The following is a 22,449-nucleotide window of genomic DNA, read 5'->3' as shown; positions in this document are numbered from 1 at the left end:
TTTTCGAATTAGTTACACTTAAATAAATTTTAGTTTAACAGTAATAAAAAATTTGAGGAAAGGGGTTTTTACTATCTAAAAGCTTTGGCTATTTTCGCATATTTGTGTAAAAAGACTATAATAATCGGCAATTTTTCATATTGGATTATTCATGCAGACAACATCGCCAACAATTAAAAAAGATGTTTTACATCATCGTAATAAGCATATTAATGGCTACCCATTTGATTTACTTATTAAAACTTTACCAGCATTATCTAACTTTGTTAAACCTAACCAATATGGTCGGGTAACGATTGATTTTTCTAATCCTGTTGCCGTGAAGATGCTAAATAAAGCACTTTTATTACACTATTATCAACTCTCTTATTGGGATATTCCAGACGATTACCTATGCCCTCCAATTCCAGGGCGAGCAGATTATATCCACTATTTGGCTGATTTATTAGCGCAAGATAATCAGAATAAGATCCCTATGGGTAAGAGAATTAGCATTTTAGATATTGGGGTTGGTGCAAATGCCATTTATCCGATTATTGGCTGTGCTGAGTATGGTTGGTCATTTGTTGGTAGTGATATCAATCCAACATCAATCAAGGTTGCGTCGTTAATAAAAAAATCTAATGAACTATTAAAAAATAGCCTACAATGTCGTTTACAACCCAACAGAGAGGCTATTTTGGCAAATATCATTAAACCGAAAGAATTTTACCTAGCAACTTTATGCAATCCTCCTTTTCATAATTCAAAGCAACAGGCTCAAGCGAGTGCTCATACAAAACTACAAAAATTGGGTAAATTAAGTTCAGAAAAAGATCAAGTTGTGCTTAATTTTGGTGGACAACATGCTGAACTTTGGTGCAAAGGAGGAGAAAGTGCATTTATAACCAAAATAATTGCCGAAAGTGTTAACTATAAAACACAATGCCTATGGTTTACTTCGTTGGTTTCGAAAAAAGAATCACTGACAAACATAAAAAAACAGTTAAAAAAATCATCTGTAACTGAATACAAAATTATCCCTATGGCTCAAGGTCAAAAAATAAGCCGTTTTGTTGCGTGGACGTTTTTTGATCGAGAACAACGACAAAAGCAGATCAAAAAATTTTGAGGAAAGAGGAATTGTCTTCCTAATAAAAGTGTTTTTTATTTTATAAAGTGACTAACTTGCTGTATTTATGTAAAACATTTTATTAACAAATTTTTACATAAAAAGTTATTACAAATCTGATATTTTACTTTACTATATAACAGATGTATTTTTTTACATTCACTATTTAGAATAATATTATTTTTTTTATGATATTTAATGTATGTGTTTGAAAATTATATGTAAATTATAGCAAGGATTAGCGAAAATATGTTAAAATATGGTCTTAATCGGGCATCGGGCATCGGGCATCGGGCATCGGGCATCGGGCATCGGGCATCGGGCATCGGGCAATAAACACTTATCAATAAATAATTTTAGTCTATTACGTATAAAGATACGTTATTCATATAAATCTCCCAATTTAATTTATTCATTATATTTATTTATCTTATTATTATCGAGCTTTAATATTAATGCATTAATCGTTCAAACTGTTAACGTTATTCATGGGAATACCCCTGAAGTTATAAATACACAGATAGCTGCGGATAAACATGGTTTTATGGTAGACGGTGTATTTTATAGTGAATCTACCGGTAATATCAAAGAAAACGAAATTAAAGAGTTTGATGGTAATTTAACGTTTAATCAATTCGCCATACAGTGGTTTAACTATCAATCATTAGACAATCGTAAAAACTATGAAGATTTAGATGGTGATGATATCGATCCTATTCAACCATTTCTAACCACGGAAACCACTTGGCAATGGTTTGATGCTAATGGCAACAAAATTCCGACTAGTGATAAAAATAAGATAATTGGCTGTGGAAGTGGTTATCCAATGCCATTAATGTTAGTGATAAGTAATCAAGCGCAAACTTTTTCACAATATGGCATTCCAAGAACAAGTGATTTTGTAACAATAAAAAAAGCATACAAAATTGCGGCAAAATCAGAGTTGTGTTATGCCAAACCTTATGCGACTGAATTAGTGCCCGCATATCAATGGGATGGTATTAACCCAGATGATAGTTATAGTTGGAATGATCCTAATTTTACGCAAAGGGATCCAAAGAATGGAGGTGGTTATTCAAGTGATTATGTTCCTAATATGGGTTATAAAGTTAATCCGACTGAGTCATCAGGGAGAAAATTTCCAACTACAGGATTTTCTGGGGCAAAATTTCAGCTAGTTATGACGGGGGCTCAAACGGATTATCAATTTAGTATTCCAGTTAATCCTGATAATAAGGTCAGTATTGATAGTAGGGGTTATATTACATTAAATGATAAACCTACAGGACCAGTTACTGTACGTGCAACACTGATTCGAAATAATAATGTCATCCATGAATATACTTTTAATCCTACTAATATATGGGTTATTCCACATATTGGACAGATCACTATTGAGCAAGCAGTGCAGATTTGTGGCGGTCGTAATAACATGCTATCTATAACAGAACTTTCAGATTCACCTCGCTCTTATGATTTTTATAACCTAAGCTCAGCAGATCATTTAAGTAATAGCTTTACCAGACAAATTGGGAAATCGGTGTTTGGTGAATGGGGATGGGCTACTAAAGATGGTTATCCTGATTCAAACTGGCAAAAAATGGGGCATGATGTAAGTTCATTTGTTGGAAATTATTGGGCAAAGGAAATTAGTAAGGATAATCCTAGATGGGGATTTGTAGTTCATAGTCATGATGGTTTTGTCGGTCTACAACCATATGATTTTTTTATTGGGCCAACATATCGTACTCACTATGCGAATGCTCTTTGTAGAAAATAAATTGGGTAATTATTTATTAGACAAAAATCATTATGAATATGTTACAAAAATTTTATCAACAAGATCAATTTAAAGGCATATTACTATTTAAAGAAGGTATGTTTTTACGTGCTTATAATCAAGGTGCTTTTCTTTTAACTGAGTATTTAGGCTGTTGCCTAAATCTACGTTTTATGCAGTTTAAAAAATATCCAAATCGTCAGATTGTGGTGTGTGGTTTTCCCGAATCAAAGTTGACCGAGCGATTGCCGAAAGCGGTGAAAACCGTTTTTGGCGCTGAGCTTAGGATGGATTACGATACTGAACGATATCATCAGTGGTTAAAGCGACGTTGGCATGAAGAGAGAGTAGCGAACGAAATGTCAAAAGCCGACATCGAGCCGTTGAAAACGAGCAAGGCGTCGGCGTCGGAGCTAGCGGATATAGATAAAAAACTATACAATATAGAATTAAAATTAAGTAAACAACAACTTATTTATTTAAAATATTGGCAAAGCGACAGCCATATAACCGATACTGATAGAGAGTTAATCAAAAATATAAAAAATCAATTATTCAAGACATGATCTAGTTACTTTCTGAATTTAAAGTTAAGTAGATTATTATTGTCTTTCGTATAATTTCAGAAAAGTATGATATATATGCACTATATATCAAATAGTTAGATTTATAAATAATTGGGTAATCCTCAAATTTTGAGGAAAGGTAGTTTTTATGTAATAGCTTAATAACGATATCGTTAATTAACTATAAATTAACTTACACTTCCATAGTCAAAATTAATAGTATTAGATATTTTTTGAGAATATTAAGTTCTATATGATATTTATCTCACTGAAGGCCGATATAATAATTTTGAGTTTTAGCAGTATTATTCTTATTTAGTGATTCTGATTATTGAACTCTGTTTAGATTAACGAAAATTAGTTTAATGATCTGTATTATTTAATCTATTAATCATATTTAATCTCAAACTTTATTTCCTGAATTCTGACAATAAACGATATTAATTATTTTGATTATTTTCTTATTTAAAAAATATCCTAATCTAATCTATTTTTTGTTGTATGATGTTTCTGTTATATCAGCAATATAAGGATCATCACATGCAAGAGAAACCAAGAAAAGCAATTATTAATGCGCTATTAACAGTTATCAAAGTTGAACAGTTATCCCGTAGTTTTTTACGTTTGCATTTTAGCTGTGATAAACCATTGATGGTCAATCCGCGTTGGATTTGTCCTCATTTAAAATTACTCTTTGCAGATCCTTTGACTGGTGAAATTACTTTTCCGCAATTAGATGAAAATAATAAAATCATGGTCAGTGATCGAATTCGCCAGTTAGCACGTAGTTACAGTATTCGTGGTTATGATGAATCCACTAATCAACTAATAATTGATTTTGCTATTCATTCTCAAGGATTAGCGACGGTTTGGGCTCAAAAGGCCAAAATAGGTGATCAAGTTGGTATTGTAGGTACTGCTGGTAAATTAGAATTTGATAATCAATTTTTAGTTTTGATGGGCGATATTTCTGCAGTACCGAGTATCTGTTATACGCTTGAAAATTTGCCTAGTTCTCAAACGGCATTAGCTTTTATTGAAGTTAATCACAAAACGGATATTGTTGACCTACCAATCAACAAAAATGTAAAAGTTCAATGGTTTGTTAAGGATTTAAATGCTCCTAATCAATTAGTTGACGCGGTGATGAACATCAATTTTAGTGATCAAGATAATATATTGTTTTGGGGGGGAATGGAAAGATCATTGGCACAACAATTACGTCATTCAATCAAAGATAAATATCCCAATTTAGAACCTAATGCTATTCAGATTACCAGTTATTGGCGAGAGGGATTTGCGGAAGGAGAATTTAAACATCGTGATTGATTGTTGGTAGAAAGTTGTGAATATACTTGCGCATTTACATTTAGCAACCATTGCCAATAGCTCGCTAATTGGCAATACTGTTGCTGATTTTGTAAAAGGTGACCCTTATCAGCAATTTCCAACTGAGATAGCTGATGGTATTATGTTGCATAGAAAAATTGATAGTTTTACTGATAGTTTTCCTACTGTTAAACAAGCAAAATTGTTATTTCGAAATAGTCATCAACGTGTTGCTCCAATAACGCTTGATATTGTTTGGGATCATTTTTTATCAAAGTATTGGCATGATTTTGGTTCAAGTCAAACTTTATCATCATTTAATATTATGACTAAAAGGTATATCCAACCTTATATAACTAATTATCCTACAGATTATCAACATTTTATGAATGCGATGTGGCAAGAATCATGGTTAGAAAATTACGCTTCAATAGATTTTATTGCGAAAGTATTAAAAGGTATGGCTCAGCGAAGACCAAAACTTTATTTATTGCAAGAAACCATTATTGATATTAAACAAAACTATAGTGCATTAGAATCACATTTTTTTGATTTATATCCGAAAATATGTACAGGTATAAAATTGGTATAAGCTTATGAGATAATAGTTACCGAATAATTTAACTACATAAATTTATTCGATAACCATTAAAAAGTTGGATAGTTTTATTTAGGTAAACTGATTTTTCTATCTTCAATTATAATCAAGTTACTGCTATCCGGTTTTTGTGCTATTGGTACCAAGTTTTCAAGTGTTGCTTGCGGAGCTTGGCTAATGCTGCCACCTCTTGGCTTAGTACGAATTACCTGACTTTCAGGTAATGTAGTATTGTTAGTTAGATTGGCCCATAACCATTCGATGGCATCTTCACCGTAATAGTCAATAGCTAATAGCGTGTTATCAAATGGTGATTTTCCGTCGAGATAACTAGCATTTTCAACTTCGATATAACGTAGTTGCGATTCTTTTCCTTCTACTCCACTATTTAAAGCAACATACGGACGAGATGTATGATTTATTAACTGTTTGACATTATTTTGTCCATGTACAATAAACGTTTTAATTTTATTTAAATTTCCGGTTGCTTGTACTTGTTTTAGTCCATCATTAACTCGTTTCTCGGTTATTTTCTCTCGTAAACAAATAGCCCCTTTAGTACCATAATCTATCTGATTTTTAATTTCAGAGCTTGAGAACCACTCTCTTCTTGGTGAATCGATATCCTTATTTGCGACAAGATCGATTGCGGTAACATCTTTATTGGCCCAAATAGGTAAATGACCATTAGATAGTGACCAGATTTCAGAGAATTTTACTTCTTTTAATGGCATTACTTCACCAAAATTATAGAGTGGATCTTGTTGCGTACTGGCAACAGAATAATCACACATGTTTTCTGTAACATCAAAGCGACCATATGAACTAATATATTGATACGGAAAAGCAATTGATTCTTTATTATAAAAATAGGGTAACTGAATTTCCATCTCTGGACGCCAACCATAACTATATAACTTTTCTAGAGCTTCTTTAGGGGTACCTTTAGTTAATAAATTAGCTTTTTTTAGTGCATCACAGCGATTTTGCGAATAAAAATATTTTGACGCATAAGGAACATAACTGTCTGCTTTATTGGGCTCAATTGCTGGGATGGCACAAGGAATGTAAAGCGCAGCTGTAGTAGCATAATCAGGGATTGAATTATATTTGAAACTTCTTACACTAGTTCCTTCTTGGATAGTAAGTGAGGCAATCTCTGGATTGGGTTGTATTTGTGGATTAACCGCAACAATACCATTAATGGTTCCGATCTTATCTAATTCACCGGCATTCAAGGCTGCACTAGCACCATCCTCGGCACCATAGATCAATATTAATGTATTATAGCTGGTAAAGTTTCGAGTATTTGTGGCTGAAAATCTATCATTGATTTCATAAAGTGCAAATTCAATTGACTGTAAAACATATTTGCCCCAATTATGTTCAGGGTTCTGTTTTGAGTGTAACTGTTTAACAGCATATCTATTGGGGTAATTTTTTATAAAATTTTCTCTATTTTTGATCTTAGGATTAAATAATAGATTATCTTTTGCAATTTTTCCTTCTATAGTAAAGCCTTGTTGACTACTAATATCATAAATACCATTGCCCAATCCTTTATCATTATAAACTACTGCACAATTGTGTTTTAATCCCCAAAGCCCGCGAATTTGTATATCTTTGGCGTTATATAAACCGTCATAATTGCTAGCTGGAATGGCAACAATACATGGTTTTTTCTTATTAAAATCAACCGGAATGTGTAATAGTACACCGACATTTCCTTCTTTAATTGTCGCTAAAATTTCGGTGCCGGCTATTTTTCCGTCGAACAATGGTGACAAGTTTTGCTGTCTAAATCCAAATAATTGACCTTCACCGGTTTTTGTATCAATAAAGCGATTTAATTTGGCTTGACGGAGCTCATGTGTTGTTGGATTATCTGGATCAGCAAATTTGAATTCTTGTATCATTGATGATAAAGGTGTAAAGCCAATGCCGGCAGTAACTAAATCGTCGCTATCTCCATCATAGTAGTTTGAACTGTGAATAGTAATCCATTGTGGTTTTGGATTGTAGGGATTATTTTGATCAGTATAGCCAATATTTGGAATTGCAAGTATTGGTAAAAATAGTAATGATGTTAAAGTTTTTATATTTTTGATTATCAAAGTCATTACACTAACTTCCCATTTTTTAATTAACTTAGTTTTCCATATCATGGATGATAATTATATAATTTATCCGTTAGATGGTAAATTTTTGCTACCAAGAGCCCAAAAGGCTGAAATAATTTTTTCGGATAATCGCCTTTTTTGGACGCATATACCCACATCAAATGGTTCCATTAAATTGGTTGACCATTCAGTAATTCGTTCGCGAACTCTTTCTGGACTGTTTTCCATTACCACTTTTGGCAATAATGCTACACCGCATCCTAAAGCAACCATAGATACAATTGCTTCATGTCCTGCAACTGTTGCATAAATTCTAGGACTGGTTATTTTCTGTTGTTTGAACCATAAATCAATTCTCTGTCGGCTGGGGCCATGTTCTGGCAAAATGAAAGGAATATTATGCCAATCTGGCGTTTTTTGATGTAATTTATCACTAAATGAGCTATTGAGCTTAGGAATTAATAAGACCATTTCGATCTCACCTAATTTTATAAATTCAACACCAGCCGGTAATTGTTTAGGTTTGCCTGCAATAGCGAGATCAGCCTGATTAGATTGAATTTTTTCAACTGCATCAGCAGCATCACCAGTAGATAGCTTAATTTCAACTAGTGGATAATGAATGCGGAAGCGATCTAATATATCAGGTAAATGACTATAGGCCGCCGTTACTGAGCAAAATAGGGCTAATTCGCCAACCAATTGTTGATCTGATTGATCTAAATCTTGCTTTAATTGTTGATGTAGATTTACAACTTGTAGAGCAAAACGTTTTACTTTTTCGCCTTCATGAGTAATTTGAACTTGTCGGTTGTCGCGTACAAATAATTGATGCCCAAATTGTTCCTCAAGGCGTTGGATTTGCCTTGAAAGCGTGGAAGGACTTACATGCATTGCATCAGCGCTCATGCCAAAATGGCATGTCTCACACAAATGTAAAAACAATTTTAGGTCACGAATATTCATATTAATGGTTATTTTCAGATATTTCTAATATTAAACACTATTATCAAATAGTGATTATATCACCATCAGTATTAAATGCCGCTATTATTCACAGATATATAAATAAGGCAAATAGCAAAATAGTCTTCTTCAATGGCAATATAGATGTAGACCTGTTAGAATACGCCATTATTTTTGCTTAGCTAAATTGATTAATTTTATGACAGAACAAGCTTATTTAGACGAAGTTAATGCTCGTCGTACTTTTGCTATTATCTCTCACCCGGATGCGGGTAAAACGACTATCACCGAAAAAGTATTGTTGTTTGGACAAGCGATTCAAACTGCGGGTACAGTTAAGGGGCGTGGTGCTAATGCTCAACACGCTAAATCAGATTGGATGGAAATGGAAAAACAACGTGGTATTTCCATCACCACATCGGTCATGCAATTTCCTTATAATGATTGTTTAGTTAACTTACTTGATACTCCTGGGCATGAGGACTTCTCTGAAGATACTTATCGAACGTTAACTGCTGTTGATAGTTGTTTAATGGTTATTGATGCAGCAAAAGGTGTTGAAGATAGAACACGTAAATTGATGGAAGTAACGCGTTTACGTAATACGCCAATTTTGACTTTTATGAATAAACTTGATCGTGATATACGTGACCCGATGGAGTTACTTGATGAAGTTGAAAATGAACTTAATATCATGTGTGCACCTATTACCTGGCCAATTGGTTGTGGTAAATTATTCAAAGGTGTCTATCATTTAGCGAAAGATGAGACCTATCTTTATCAAACAGGTAAAGGCCATACTATTCAAGAAGTTCGTATTATCAAAGGGCTAGATAATCCAGAACTCGATACCACAATTGGCGATGATTTAGCACAGCAACTTCGTGATGAGCTTGAATTAGTACAAGGTGCATCAAATGAGTTTGATCTGGAAGCATTTTTATCTGGTGATTTAACTCCAGTATTTTTTGGTACTGCATTAGGAAATTTTGGTGTTGATCATATGCTTGATGGGTTGACTGCTTGGGCTCCGACGCCTCAACCTCGCCAGACCGATAAACGAGAAGTTGCAGCTACTGAAGAAAAATTTACTGGTTTTGTATTTAAGATCCAAGCCAATATGGATCCTAAACATCGTGACAGAGTTGCTTTTATGCGTATTGTATCGGGTAAATACGAAAAAGGCATGAAGTTGCGTCATGTTCGTATCGCAAAAGATGTGAATATTTCTGATGCGTTAACCTTTATGGCTGGTGATCGAGATCATGTTGAACAAGCTTATGCTGGTGATATTATTGGTTTACATAATCATGGCACTATACAGATTGGTGATACTTTCACTCAAGGTGAAGATCTTAAATTTACCGGTATTCCTAATTTTGCCCCTGAGCTATTTCGTCGTATTCGTTTAAAAGATCCTCTTAAACAGAAACAATTATTAAAAGGTTTAGTTCAGCTTTCGGAAGAAGGTGCAGTACAAGTATTCCGTCCAATTGCTAACAATGATTTAATTGTTGGAGCGGTAGGGGTGTTGCAATTTGACGTAGTTGTTGCGCGTTTAAAATCTGAATACAACGTAGAAGCGATTTATGAACCAGTAAATGTAACAACGGCTCGTTGGGTTGAATGTAGTGATGCTAAGAAACTTGAAGATTTTAAACGAAAATGTGAGCAAAATTTGGCACTAGATGGTGGTGATAATCTATCTTATATTGCGCCGAGTATGGTTAATCTAAATCTGACACAAGAACGTTATCCAGATGTTGAATTTAGAAAAACACGTGAGCATTAATCGGTTACTCGGTAATTAAGATTAACAATGAGAACACTATTAATTATCTGATAATGAGGAGGGGCTATTTTTTAGCCCTTTTTTTATTTATTAATTTATTGTATTTTAAATACGATAATGTTAGTTTAACAATATCTTTTAGATAATTGCTATTTTTATGCAAAATCGATTATCACTATATTGCTCTCTTCTATTAATAAAGCTGTAATTAATCATACCTTCTATATACCTTTATATTCTTGAATTTTGACTGTAATTTTGTATTCCAAATAATAAATTTTTCTTTTTCATTTATATTTATATTTCGATTATACTGTCTTTTAAATTAGGCGAGAATTCTATGAATAACATGAAAACTAAAACACTATTTATTACTGCATTAACCGTTTTTACATTTAATAGTTCATTTGCTATTGAGAATAAGCATGAATATTCTGTGTTATCAAATAAAGTTCACCAAAGCGAACGAGATGATCGTCAATATGAAGTAATTGAACTTAATAATAAAATGCGAGTTTTATTAGTTTCAGATCCGAAAGCAACCAAATCACTTGGTTCAATAGCACTGCCTGTTGGATCATTATATGATCCAGTACTTCAACAAGGATTAGCTCATTACACAGAACATATGGTGCTAATGGGCTCGAAAAAGTATCCTCAACCGTCAAGCTTTACTGAGTTTTTGTCACGTCATGCAGGTAATTATAATGCTACTACTAGTGGTAATCGGACTGCATTCTTCTTTGAAGTTGAAAACGGTGTGATTAATACTGCGTTAGATTATTTAGCTGATGCGATTGCTGAGCCAATTTTTGATCCTAAATTTGCTGATAAAGAACGTAATGCCGTTAGTTCTGAAATGACGATGTACCGATCAAGCGATGGTTTTCGCATTCAGCAAGTTGATTCTGAAACGATTAATCCTAATCATCCTGCAGCACAATTTTCTGGAGGCAATTTAGATACTTTAAGTGATAAAGACAATAGTAAATTGCAAGATGAATTAGTTAACTTTCATGATAAATACTATTCAGCTAATATTATGGTTGGGGTTATTTATAGTAATCAACCCATTGAAAAATTAGAAACTTTGGCTGAATCTACTTACGGTCAAATTCCTAATAAAAATATCGTTGTTCCACCAATTACTAAACCAGCGATAACTCAGGAGTTTACTGGTAAAGAAATTACCATGATACCAGCTCAACCTAGAAAAATGTTGTCTCTAAAATTTCCAATCGAAAATGACATCGATAAATTTGCAGATAAAACCAATGAATATCTTATCTATTTAATTAGTAATAATAGTAAAAATACCTTAGCTGATCAGTTACAAAAACAAGGCTTGATTGAAGCTATCCAAGCAACTTGTGATAGTAAATATTATGGTAATAGTGGGACATTTAATATTAATGTTATTTTAACTGATGAAGGCTTGGCACAAAAAGACAAGGTGATTGCAGCTATATTCAATTATTTACAATTAATTGAAAAACAGGGCGTTTCAGAAGCTTATTACGATGAGATAAAAAAAGTTTTTGCGTTGTCGTTTAAGTATAAAGATGTTAACCGCGATATGTCTTATGTTGAATGGTTATCTGATCAGATGCTACTTTATCCAGTTAAAAATGTATTAGATGCGGATTATGTTGCTGAACATTTGAATAAAGAGGCTATCATCACTCGACTCAAAAATTTTACTCCCGATAATGCTAGAGTGTGGTTGATTGCCCCAAATCAAAACACCGATAAAACTGCATATTTCCTCAATGCGCCTTATAAAGTCGATAATATTACAGATCAATTAAAAGCAACGTGGACTAATTTAGCTAAGGATTTTTCGTTTAGTCTGCCTGAATTAAATCCTTATATTCCTGATAATTTTAGTATAACTGCACAAAATGAAGATCAGATTCAACCAGCTACATTTAGTAAACGTGGTAATCATATTCATTTTGTTAGTCGTCATTTTAGTAATGATCCTAAGGCTGTGATTGCTGTTTCTTTACGTAATAATCAGGCTTTTAAAGATGCAAAAACATCAATTGCTTTTGAGTTACTTGATTACATAGTTAGTCGTGATTTAACTCAATTACAATTTCAAGCTGGTAATGCCGGAATGTCATTATCCACAGGTACTGATAATGGTTTAATGATAACAGCTGCTGGTTTTAATCAACATTTACCAGAAATGGTATTGGCTATTCTTAATAGTTATCGTCAAGTGACTATTGATGAACAAAGTTTAGCATTAGCTAAATCATGGTATCTGCAACGACTTGATGGGGCAGATCATTTCGAAAGTATTCGATTAGCGTCCGAGCCAGTTCTTGCATTATCTAAATTGCCGCACTATTTTGAACGAGATGAAAGACGACAAATTACAAATACTATCACTATTAGTGATGTTGAAGCTTATCGTGATAACTTGATGTCTCAATCGATACCTTACATGATTAGTTTAGGTAATATTTCAAATGAAGATTCTCTGGATCTTTATCATGCAGTGCAAAAGACATTAAAACGCAATGTTGAATTTACACCTTTGGATGATATAGCAATTAAAACTTCGTTTACAGCGAGAATCACCCAACAAGCGAAAAGTACCGATAGCGCATTGTTAATGACTTATTTCCCAACTAATTATGATCCAACTAAAAGCCAAGTAGTTGGCTATACATTAGCTAATATTATGTCACCATGGTTTTTTGATCAATTACGGAGCAATGAACAATTGGGATATCTTGTAGGTATTTTTCCATTTTTCATCGGTGAATCAGTAGGGCTGGGTTTTGCTGTGCAAACTAATCAGTGGGATCCTGCTTATCTATTACAACGTTATCAAGCCTTTTACCCAGCAATGTTAAATAAATTAGATGCGTTAACTGATGAGGATATTGAAGAGTATAAAAGAAGTATCATTGATGAACAGACAATGCCTCCGCAATCCTTAGATGAAGAGTTTGAACGTTTAATTTCAGATTATCGTTTATCTCGTTTTCAATTCGATTCTCGTGATAAAAAAATAGAACTACTTAAGAAAATCACTAAACAAGATTTAATTGATTTTTATAAAAATACCGTTATTGAACAAAAAGGTTTAGTAATAGCATCACAAGTGATAGGAAAAACGGAAAAAGAAGAAAAGCAACCGGAAGCTATCACTGACTATACTGAATTTAAAAATGCATCATCATTACAAAATGAATTATTAAAATAAAAGACTCAAGCATGTATTTAGTCTGAAATATCATTACATTAAATTGGCATTGTACCTACCATATGGTACACTGCCAAAATCCCAATAGTTTGAGTATATTATGATTACTGGATCGATTGATTATTGTGCTATCGGACAGCGATTGCGGGCTTACCGTATCGCTGCTTCTCTCAGAGCTGAAGATGTTGCAGAAAGTCTTAAAATCTCTAGAGCTGCAGTTTACCGTTTAGAAAAAGGCGAAATTGTCAAAATAGAAACGCTTGAACGTTTAGCCTCATTATTAGATACTTCATTTGCTAGTTTGCTTGGCATTGACACTGAATACTATTCGAGTGGTGATGGTTTTTTTGAACGCATGCGTCAATTAGAAGAACAATCTACGCACATTTATTCCCATTTTGATCCTTTTTCTTTTCTATTAACTTCATCTGATTATCTTGCTCATTTAGGTATGATGTTAAATGAGTCGAGTGAATCCATTGCAGCGCAAAGATATGCAACATCATTATCGATTTTAAATGAGCGTAAGACACAGTTTTATCAATCTGTACCAAAAGTGATTAATCTAATCAGTTTGCGTAATGTTGAGCGATTTTTGCACATCGGTTTGGTTGGCAATTTAACTATTTCTCCAGGCAAGAAATCTGAAAGAATGTTGTTAGCTCGTAAAGAAATTTATCATTTGATCAAATTGATAGAAGATCAAGCTTATGCACCAACAATTGCGATTACGGAACAAGCTATCCCATCCATCGCATTTCAAATATTTTATCAAAATGAAGATGCGTTAGCATTGGCAATGAGTCCTTTTCGATTAGGTGAACTACCTAATATAACCACAGGGATTGCCTCAATCACATCTTCAGAAGATGCAATTAAACGTTATCGCCACTTATTTGATAAATTATGGCAAAATAGTGCGAAAGATCATAAAGCAATCGATCTATTAAAAACCACCTTAGAAAATTTTTAAAGAATATTAAAATTACTAAAGAGAGTCATTATGTTATCTTTAACATTACAACCGATAAAAAAATTTAGTGGTACCATTAATTTACCTGGTTCTAAAAGTGTATCAAATCGTGCACTATTATTATCTGCACTTAGTCAAGGTAAAACAAGATTAACTAATTTACTTGATAGTGATGATGTTCGCTATATGCTTGACGCTTTAAAAGCGTTGAACATCAAATATCATCTGTCAGATGACCGAACAATTTGTGATATAGAAGGGGTAGGTGGTAAATTACATTCTGCTCACCCATTAGAACTATTTTTAGGAAATGCCGGGACAGCTATGCGTCCTTTAGCTGCCGCACTTTGTTTAGCCGATAATAATATTGTATTAACGGGTGAACCTCGTATGAAAGAGCGTCCAATTGGTCATTTGGTGGATGCATTACGTCAAGGTGGCGCTAAAATTGATTATCTTGAAAATGAAGGTTATCCGCCACTTCATATCCATGGTGGTTTTACTGGAGGTAAGATTGCTGTAAATGGCTCAGTATCAAGTCAATTTTTGACTGCACTATTGATGGCCGCCCCTTTAGCTAGCAATGATACTGAAATTACTATTATTGGCGATCTAGTTTCTAAACCATATATTGATATTACAATAAAAATGATGGCAATGTTTGGTGTATCGGTTATCAATAATCAATATCAGACATTTGTCATTAAAGCTAATCAAACTTATCAATCGCCTGGTAGTTATTTGGTAGAAGGTGATGCCTCTTCAGCATCCTATTTCTTAGCGGCAGCAGCAATTAAAGGTGGCACTGTTCGTGTTACTGGAGTTGGTAAAAAAAGTTTACAAGGAGATACTCAATTTGCCCATATGCTTGAAAAAATGGGTGCCAAAATAACTTGGGCTGATGATTATATTGAGTGTACTCACGGTGAATTAAATGGTGTCGATATGGATATGAATCATATTCCTGATGCTGCAATGACAATTGCAACAACTGCACTCTTTGCTGATGGAACAACGACAATTCGAAATATTTACAATTGGCGAGTAAAAGAGACCGATCGCTTATCGGCTATGGCCAACGAATTACGTAAAGTTGGTGCTACTGTTGAGGAAGGAGAGGATTATATTACTATAACTCCTCCTGCAAAACTCAATCATGCAGAAATCAAAACTTATAATGACCATCGTATGGCTATGTGCTTCTCATTAGTTGCACTCTCTGATACGCCAGTAACTATTTTAGATCCGAAGTGTACAATGAAAACATTTCCTGATTATTTTGAACAATTTAAACGATTAAGCGAAATATAACATGACAAAAAATATTCCTGTTATTGCTGTTGATGGTCCAAGTGGTGTAGGTAAGGGTACATTATGTCAAGCGTTAGCAAATCACTTCAACTGGCATCTTTTGGATTCAGGTGCTATCTATCGTGTGTTAGCGCTAGCGGCGTTAAAACAAAATATTGCTTTAGATGATATTAATCAGCTAACTGTGCTCGCATTGAATTTACCGTTAACATTTGATAGCAGTCATGGTGATGTCAAAGTATTGTTGGCTGGGGTTGATGTTTCAAAAGAGATTCGTACCGAACAAACTGGTGGAGCAGCTTCAAAAGTAGCTGCAATAAATGAAGTAAGAACAGCCTTATTACAGCGTCAACGTGATTTTCGACAATTGCCTGGATTAATTGCCGATGGCCGTGATATGGGCACAGTCGTGTTCAGCGATGCCCCTGTAAAAATATTTCTTGATGCTAGCGCTCAATCAAGAGCAGAAAGAAGAATGAAACAGTTGCAAGATAAGCAAATTCATGCTAAATTCCCCGAAATTTTGCAGGAGATAACTGCGCGTGATGAGCGAGATCGAAATCGAGCGGTTGCGCCCTTAAAGCCTGCAGTTGATGCATTAATAATTGATACCACATCTCTCTCTATCGAAGATGTTTTTAATCAAGCTATTATGTATATAAAAGAAAAACTTGCGCTATAAGTTTATATTGTATGTAAACTTATTGTGTAAACGAAGCTCCATTATAAGGATGTAAGTGGAGTAACATAAACAACCCCACAAGACAGGATGTAATGTGGACGTTAATATTAATTTAAGTATATAAAATATGACTGAATCTTTTGCTCAACTCTTTGAAGAGTCTTTAAATCAACTAGACACTCGTTCTGGTAATATGATCCGTGGTACTGTCGTTGCAATCGACAAAGATGTTGTTTTAGTTGATGCTGGTTTAAAATCTGAATCAGCAATTCCAGTAGAGCAGTTTAAAAATGCCCAAGGTGAATTAGAAGTTCAAGTTGGCGACGTTGTAGACGTTGTTCTTGATTCTATTGAAGATGGCTTTGGCGAAACAATCTTATCTCGTGAAAAAGCTAAACGTCATGAAGCGTGGCTAACATTAGAAAAAGCAGTTGAAGATGCTGCAACAGTTTTAGGTGTTATCAATGGTAAAGTTAAAGGTGGCTTTACGGTTGATCTTAATGGCGTTCGTGCGTTCCTACCAGGTTCGCTTGTTGATGTTCGTCCATTACGCGATACTTCTCATATTGAAAATAGAGAGATCGAATTAAAAGTTATTAAATTAGATCAAAAACGCAACAACGTAGTTGTTTCACGTCGTGCAGTAATTGAATCTGAAAATAGCGCAGAAAGAGAACAACTTCTTGAAAATCTACAAGAAGGTTCTGAAGTTAAAGGTATTATCAAAAATCTTACTGATTACGGTGCATTCGTTGATCTTGGTGGGGTTGATGGTTTACTACATATCACTGATATGGCTTGGAAACGTGTTAAACATCCAAGCGAAGTGGTTGAAGTTGGTCAAGAATTACTTGTTAAAGTTCTTAAATTCGATAAAGACCGTTCACGTGTTTCTCTTGGCTTAAAACAATTAGGCGAAGATCCTTGGGTTTCAATTGCTAAACGTTACCCAGAAGGTACTAAAGTAACTGGTAAAGTAACTAACTTAACTGATTACGGTTGTTTCGTTGAAATCGAAACTGGTGTTGAAGGTTTAGTACACGTTTCTGAAATGGATTGGACTAACAAAAATATTCATCCATCTAAAGTAGTTAGCTTAGGTGATGAAGTTGAAGTTGTAGTTCTTGAAATTGATGAAGAACGTCGTCGTATTTCTCTTGGTCTTAAACAATGTAAACCAAATCCATGGTTACAATTTGCTGAATCACACAATAAAGGTGATAAAGTTAGTGGTAAGATCAAATCAATCACTGATTTCGGTATCTTCATCGGTTTAGATGGTGGTATTGATGGTCTAGTGCATCTTTCTGATATTTCTTGGAATATGCCAGGTGAAGAAGCTGTTAAAGCTTATAAGAAAGGTGACGATATTGAAGCTGTTGTTTTACAAGTTGATGCTGACCGTGAACGTATCTCATTAGGTATCAAACAACTTGAAGACGATCCATTCAGCAGCTTTGCATCTAACTTCAAAAAAGGCGCAATTGTTAAAGGTAAAGTTACTGCAGTTGATGCTAAGGGTGCAACAGTTGAAATCGCTGACGGTATCGAAGGTTACTTAAAAGCACAAGATATTGCTCGTGAACGTATTGAAGATGCAACTACTGCATTAAATGTTGGTGATGAAGTAGAAGCGAAAATCGTAAATATCGATCGTAAAACTCGTGCAATTTCACTATCTATACGTGCTAAAGATGAAGCTGATGAGAAAGAAGCATTAGCAGCTGTAAATAATACTGCAACTCAAGAAGATGCATCATTTACTAATGCAATGGCTGAAGCATTTAAAGCAGCATCAAAAACTGAGTAAAAAATATTTATTCAAAGAGTAAAGAGGGCTTGCCCTCTTTTTCTTTTGTGGTATAAAATGAATAAAATATATACCACATAAAATAAATTAGGAGTGACCATGAACAGATCCGATTTAGCAGAAAGAATAGTCAACTGGCGGGCACACCTTCCTGTGCAACTTGTTGATGATGCTGTTAGAGACATTATTGAACAAATTGCTTTAGCGATGGAAAGTAATGATCGTGTTGAAATACGCGGTTTTGGTAGTTTTAGTCTTAACTACCGCGCTCCACGTAAAGCTAGAAACCCTAGAACAGGAGGAAATGTTGAGGTTAAACACAAATATATCCCTCACTTTAAACCTGGGAAAGAGTTACGTGAACGTGTAAATAATGCAGCTAAAGCATAATTTCAATCCATTTAATAAAAAAGCCTTTGAGTAAAATCAAAGGCTTTTTTATTAATTAGATGAATGATTCTCAATAGAAACAGAAATAGTAATTTTTAAATTGGAATGTAGCTCTAAAATTAAAGGTAAAATAATCCATAGAAAGTTCTAACATATTAGATTGAATATTTGAACAATATTAATATGTAGAAATTGATGCGGCATTACGGTTCAATAGATTTAATGGCAATTGTATTCACCTTAGGATGTGTGCCATTAATGTTTTTGCCATCATTGCCTTCAGAAACAAGTTGGCTTGTTTTGGCTGGGGTATTCATTGTTATTATTTTAGTATGGTCAATACGACGCCATTACTATCTTTGTGTGATTGCTGTTTTTATATTAAGTTTTCTCTGGTCTACAGCAAATGCAAAACAATATTTAAGCCTAATTGAACCATATATTGACCAGACATTAGTCGTCACAGCAAAAGTTGAAACTATTAATACTCAAATTTATTCCCCCAAAAAAAACAATCCGTATTATGCAAAATTTTCCATTTTAAAAATTTCAGATCAGATTTTATCATCACCAATACCTATTATTATTTATTGGCAACAATCAGATTTAATTAAAGCAGGGCAAATTTGGCAATTAACCATAAAAACTAAAGTGACGCAAAGTTATTTAAATGAAGGCTCATTTGATAAACAACGTTTTGCCATTGCAAATCATACTTTGTTAAAAGCTAAAGTTATTAAATCAGTTTTGCTCGAAAAAAAGTTTAATATTCGACAAAGTATTGCTGATAAATGTTTAGCTTATATTAATCTGTTTAGTTATCGAGGCATTTTATTAGCATTAGGATTTGGTGACCGTTCACAGATTTCTGATCATAATCGTTTAACTATGATGCAAACCGGTGTTGCTCATTTAATGGCAATTTCAGGAATGCATATACTGTTAGTATTCTATATTAGTTGTATTTTGCTAAAAGGATTAGTGTTTTTTTTACCACAACGCTATAGCCATTTATTGTTACCCATATTAATTGGTTGGTTAACAACGTTATGTTATACATGGTTGACTGGTTTTAATCCTCCAGCATTACGTGCTATTTTAGCTCTATCAATTTGGATATATTTGCGTTATAAAAATAATCACATCAGCGCATGGCAGAAAATCAACCGTATTATAGCGTTATTATTAATTTTGGATCCACTAATGATACTATCTGAAAGTTTTTGGATGTCCTGTTATGCTGTGGTTAGCTTGATTTTTTTATTTGAATGGTTGCCACTAGCTAGCACGTTAAAAAATAAAAAACGATGGTACTTCATTAGATTATTACATTTACAATTTGGTTTAACATTATTATTGCTTCCTATCCAATTATTTATTTTTCATGGTATAAGTGTTGTTGCGTTGTTAACTAACTTAATTGCAATTCCTATTGTTTCGTTAATCACCTTTCCAGCGATTTTATTGGCATTATTATTTAGTCTAATGGACTGTTTTTATCTTGCTTTATGGTTATGGTTTGTTGCGCAAATTTCGCTAGAATGGCTTTTTTATTGCTTAGAATATTTAAATATTTTATGGCTAAATATACCAGCGAATTTTTATTTGTTTAGTGGTATTGGATGGTTAACTATTATCATTATTCGGATAGAATTTTGGCGACGTTTCAGCTTTACTATTATTATTGTTATAACAATATTATTTTCGCCAATTTATAAACAGCCCGATTATATATGGCGAATGGATATGTTGGATGTTGGACATGGATTGGCCATTGTGATTCACAATGGTAAATCAGCCATTTTGTATGATACTGGCGCAAAATGGGAAAATAGTTCAGCTGCTGAACGAGTAATCATCCCTTTTTTACAATGGCATAATCTGAATGTTGAAGGCATTATTATTAGCCATAGTCATAATGATCATATTGGTGGTTTAAGCTATTTACGACAACGTTATCCTGATGCGTGGTTAATGAGTTCATCTTCAAGTTTGAGTAATGATTATAACTGTTTAGCTGATCATAAATTTCATTGGCAACATTTACGCTTCAATGTGTTATGGCCAACCAAATTAGTGAGCGATCCTAATAACGGCGATTCATGTGTAATACAAATTACTGATGGTCAATTTTCAGTGTTATTGACTGGCGATTTAGAACGTAAACAAGAATATGATTTAGTGGTTAAATATAAACGTAATCTACACTCAACTATTCTACAAACTCCTCATCATGGTAGTACTACTTCATCAAGTTATCCATTCTTAAATTATGTTAATCCTTTTAATTCACTAACTTCAACATCACGTTATAACCCATGGAGATTACCTTCCAATAAGATAACTAATCGTTATAAAGCGCTAAATATTAATTATTATGTTACAGGTAAGGAGGGGCAAATAAGTCTATTTTTTTATACATCATCATGGCAACAAAAAACTATGCGACAAGATATCAATCCAAGATGGTATCATGATTGGTTTGGTAGTTTATCATTTTATGAGTAAAATAGAATTATTGTTAGTATGGTTTATAAATTATGTATTTATCCACTATATAAAAATAAAATTATTGGAATTAGAGAGCATAATAAAGTTATGATTGAGAAACTATGGTATGGTAAAAATAAATCATTTTGGTTGTTGTTGCCATTTTCATTATTGTATGGATGTATTAGCTTTATTCGTCGTCAATTATACAAGTTTGGTATATTCAAAGCATGGCAATCTCCAATTCCCATTATTGTCATTGGTAATTTATCAGCAGGAGGTAATGGTAAAACGCCTCTGGCAATCAGTTTAATTGAAGCCTTAAAGGCTAAAGGCCTGAAGGTTGGATTAGTCTCTCGTGGTTATGGTGGAAAATCCGACCATTATCCATTAATTTTAGATGAACATACTACCACTGCTCAAGCTGGTGATGAACCAATTTTAATTTATCAAAGAACTCAAATACCAATTGCGGTCGCACCTAAGCGAGTCGAGGCAGTTAAAGAATTATTAAAATCATATCAATTGGATGTTGTTTTAACTGATGATGGTTTACAACATTATGCATTAGCTCGTGATATTGAGATCGTAGTCGTTGATGGTAAACGACTATTCGGAAACGGTTGGTGGATCCCAGCAGGTCCTATGAGAGAGCGAACAAATCGGTTGAAATCAGTAGATTTAATTATGATAAATGGTGACAGCTCGGGCGATATATCAAATCAGTATCCAGATAAAACTTATACTATGCAATTAACCCCTAGTTACGCGGTAAATCTACTAACCAATGAAAAAAGCCAATTATCGGCATTACATCATATTTGTGCCATTGCTGGTATTAGTAATCCAAAGCGATTCTTTGATATGTTAATAAAAATGAATGCAGATTTGTTACATACAGAATCTTTTGCTGATCATCAAAATTTTAGCCTGCCATTGTTAGAGAAAATAGCTGAAAGTAATCAAACACTTTTAATGACCGAAAAAGATGCAGTGAAATGTCGACAATTTGCATTACCTAATTGGTGGTATTTACCAATTGATGCTACGATACCCAATCAGGCTATTGAAAAGATTTATTCACTATTTGTAGAAAGAAAATTACAAAGAGAAAAAAAATGAAACAACTGTTATTAAGTGCTATTGCTTGTCCTAAATGCCATGGACAATTAGAATACGATAAGCAACATCAACAATTAGTTTGCCAAAATGATAGGTTAGTTTACTCAATAAAAGAAGGGATACCGGTATTATTAGCAAGCGAAGCGAATTCACTAAATCAATCTAATTGTAATCAAGAATAATTAAAGT

17 protein-coding genes are annotated in these 22,449 nt (G+C 33.7%); 15 read left to right on the top strand and 2 right to left on the bottom strand.

All coding sequences use genetic code 11. The features are described from left to right. The first annotated feature begins 151 nt into the window (after positions 1–151). The 5 genes from rlmF to AC5LWZ_RS09000 all read left to right on the top strand — a co-directional run bounded on the left by rlmF (position 152) and on the right by AC5LWZ_RS09000 (position 5,378). Positions 152–1,111, top strand: coding sequence for a 23S rRNA (adenine(1618)-N(6))-methyltransferase RlmF (gene rlmF / locus AC5LWZ_RS09020; protein WP_493463530.1), 960 nt, complete (start codon positions 152–154; stop codon positions 1,109–1,111). 259 nt (positions 1,112–1,370) lie between these two features. Beyond that, positions 1,371–2,891 carry a hypothetical protein gene (locus AC5LWZ_RS09015; RefSeq protein ID WP_493463529.1) on the top strand — a complete coding sequence of 507 codons (1,521 nt, stop codon included), beginning with the start codon at positions 1,371–1,373 and terminating at the stop codon, positions 2,889–2,891. Positions 2,892–2,923: 32 nt separating this feature from the next. Further along, positions 2,924–3,457: a hypothetical protein gene (locus tag AC5LWZ_RS09010; protein WP_493463528.1), complete on the top strand. Its 534-nt coding sequence runs from the start codon at positions 2,924–2,926 to the stop codon at positions 3,455–3,457. Between the two features lie 540 nt (positions 3,458–3,997). Next, complete coding sequence (locus AC5LWZ_RS09005) at positions 3,998–4,786, top strand: siderophore-interacting protein (protein ID WP_181414642.1); 789 nt, start codon at positions 3,998–4,000, stop codon at positions 4,784–4,786. A 16-nt stretch (positions 4,787–4,802) separates the two neighbouring features. Beyond that, the gene (locus AC5LWZ_RS09000; protein ID WP_493463527.1) at positions 4,803–5,378 is read left to right on the top strand and encodes an acyl carrier protein phosphodiesterase; all 576 of its coding nucleotides are present in this window, start codon (positions 4,803–4,805) and stop codon (positions 5,376–5,378) included. Between the two features lie 74 nt (positions 5,379–5,452). On the opposite strand, the gene AC5LWZ_RS08995 is transcribed toward AC5LWZ_RS09000, so the two are convergent. Both AC5LWZ_RS08995 and ilvY read right to left on the bottom strand, forming a co-directional pair. Further along, on the bottom strand, positions 5,453–7,504 hold the full coding sequence (locus AC5LWZ_RS08995; RefSeq protein WP_493463526.1) for a 3-hydroxybutyrate oligomer hydrolase family protein: 2,052 nt from the start codon (positions 7,502–7,504) through the stop codon (positions 5,453–5,455). Between the two features lie 63 nt (positions 7,505–7,567). Further along, positions 7,568–8,470 carry an HTH-type transcriptional activator IlvY gene (ilvY, locus tag AC5LWZ_RS08990; RefSeq protein ID WP_493463525.1) on the bottom strand — a complete coding sequence of 301 codons (903 nt, stop codon included), beginning with the start codon at positions 8,468–8,470 and terminating at the stop codon, positions 7,568–7,570. A 199-nt stretch (positions 8,471–8,669) separates the two neighbouring features. On the opposite strand from ilvY, the gene prfC reads away from it, so the two are divergent. From prfC to AC5LWZ_RS08940, 10 genes are all read left to right on the top strand, one after another. Further along, on the top strand, positions 8,670–10,262 hold the full coding sequence (prfC, locus tag AC5LWZ_RS08985; protein WP_198200353.1) for a peptide chain release factor 3: 1,593 nt from the start codon (positions 8,670–8,672) through the stop codon (positions 10,260–10,262). Positions 10,263–10,602: 340 nt separating this feature from the next. Continuing rightward, positions 10,603–13,482, top strand: a complete 2,880-nt coding sequence (ptrA, locus tag AC5LWZ_RS08980) for a pitrilysin (RefSeq protein ID WP_493463524.1) — start codon at positions 10,603–10,605, stop codon at positions 13,480–13,482. A 100-nt stretch (positions 13,483–13,582) separates the two neighbouring features. Next, a complete protein-coding gene (locus tag AC5LWZ_RS08975) occupies positions 13,583–14,455 on the top strand; it encodes a helix-turn-helix domain-containing protein (RefSeq protein WP_306243150.1) in 873 nt (290 codons plus the stop codon). 27 nt (positions 14,456–14,482) lie between these two features. Then, positions 14,483–15,766: a 3-phosphoshikimate 1-carboxyvinyltransferase gene (gene aroA / locus AC5LWZ_RS08970; RefSeq protein ID WP_493464198.1), complete on the top strand. Its 1,284-nt coding sequence runs from the start codon at positions 14,483–14,485 to the stop codon at positions 15,764–15,766. A gap of 1 nt (position 15,767) precedes the next feature. Continuing rightward, entirely contained in the window at positions 15,768–16,448 is a 681-nt protein-coding gene (gene cmk / locus AC5LWZ_RS08965) for a (d)CMP kinase (protein ID WP_493463523.1), read from the top strand. A gap of 127 nt (positions 16,449–16,575) precedes the next feature. Continuing rightward, entirely contained in the window at positions 16,576–18,258 is a 1,683-nt protein-coding gene (gene rpsA / locus AC5LWZ_RS08960) for a 30S ribosomal protein S1 (protein ID WP_493463522.1), read from the top strand. A gap of 99 nt (positions 18,259–18,357) precedes the next feature. Continuing rightward, positions 18,358–18,648, top strand: a complete 291-nt coding sequence (gene ihfB / locus AC5LWZ_RS08955) for an integration host factor subunit beta (protein WP_034901983.1) — start codon at positions 18,358–18,360, stop codon at positions 18,646–18,648. 222 nt (positions 18,649–18,870) lie between these two features. Further along, positions 18,871–21,156, top strand: coding sequence for a DNA internalization-related competence protein ComEC/Rec2 (locus AC5LWZ_RS08950; RefSeq protein WP_493463521.1), 2,286 nt, complete (start codon positions 18,871–18,873; stop codon positions 21,154–21,156). Between the two features lie 90 nt (positions 21,157–21,246). Continuing rightward, positions 21,247–22,260, top strand: a complete 1,014-nt coding sequence (lpxK, locus tag AC5LWZ_RS08945; protein WP_493457779.1) for a tetraacyldisaccharide 4'-kinase — start codon at positions 21,247–21,249, stop codon at positions 22,258–22,260. Further along, the gene (locus AC5LWZ_RS08940) at positions 22,257–22,442 is read left to right on the top strand and encodes a Trm112 family protein (RefSeq protein ID WP_493463520.1); all 186 of its coding nucleotides are present in this window, start codon (positions 22,257–22,259) and stop codon (positions 22,440–22,442) included. The genes lpxK and AC5LWZ_RS08940 overlap by 4 nt, the downstream gene beginning before the upstream one ends. The last annotated feature ends 7 nt before the right edge of the window (positions 22,443–22,449 follow it).

It is taken from the genome of Gilliamella sp. LMG 34362, from assembly GCF_984569125.1.
This window is presented reverse-complemented; position numbering and strand designations above follow the sequence as displayed.

Coding starts and splice junctions, on each gene's coding strand:
- ptrA (WP_493463524.1), top strand. CDS start 10,603: ATGAATAACATGAAAACTAAAACACTATTTATTACTGCATTAACCGTT.
- AC5LWZ_RS08950 (WP_493463521.1), top strand. CDS start 18,871: ATGGCAATTGTATTCACCTTAGGATGTGTGCCATTAATGTTTTTGCCA.
- rlmF (WP_493463530.1), top strand. CDS start 152: ATGCAGACAACATCGCCAACAATTAAAAAAGATGTTTTACATCATCGT.
- AC5LWZ_RS09015 (WP_493463529.1), top strand. CDS start 1,371: ATGGTCTTAATCGGGCATCGGGCATCGGGCATCGGGCATCGGGCATCG.
- rpsA (WP_493463522.1), top strand. CDS start 16,576: ATGACTGAATCTTTTGCTCAACTCTTTGAAGAGTCTTTAAATCAACTA.
- cmk (WP_493463523.1), top strand. CDS start 15,768: ATGACAAAAAATATTCCTGTTATTGCTGTTGATGGTCCAAGTGGTGTA.
- AC5LWZ_RS09005 (WP_181414642.1), top strand. CDS start 3,998: ATGCAAGAGAAACCAAGAAAAGCAATTATTAATGCGCTATTAACAGTT.
- ilvY (WP_493463525.1), bottom strand. CDS start 8,470: ATGAATATTCGTGACCTAAAATTGTTTTTACATTTGTGTGAGACATGC.
- AC5LWZ_RS08975 (WP_306243150.1), top strand. CDS start 13,583: ATGATTACTGGATCGATTGATTATTGTGCTATCGGACAGCGATTGCGG.
- AC5LWZ_RS09010 (WP_493463528.1), top strand. CDS start 2,924: ATGAATATGTTACAAAAATTTTATCAACAAGATCAATTTAAAGGCATA.
- prfC (WP_198200353.1), top strand. CDS start 8,670: ATGACAGAACAAGCTTATTTAGACGAAGTTAATGCTCGTCGTACTTTT.
- ihfB (WP_034901983.1), top strand. CDS start 18,358: ATGAACAGATCCGATTTAGCAGAAAGAATAGTCAACTGGCGGGCACAC.
- AC5LWZ_RS08995 (WP_493463526.1), bottom strand. CDS start 7,504: ATGACTTTGATAATCAAAAATATAAAAACTTTAACATCATTACTATTT.
- AC5LWZ_RS08940 (WP_493463520.1), top strand. CDS start 22,257: ATGAAACAACTGTTATTAAGTGCTATTGCTTGTCCTAAATGCCATGGA.
- lpxK (WP_493457779.1), top strand. CDS start 21,247: ATGATTGAGAAACTATGGTATGGTAAAAATAAATCATTTTGGTTGTTG.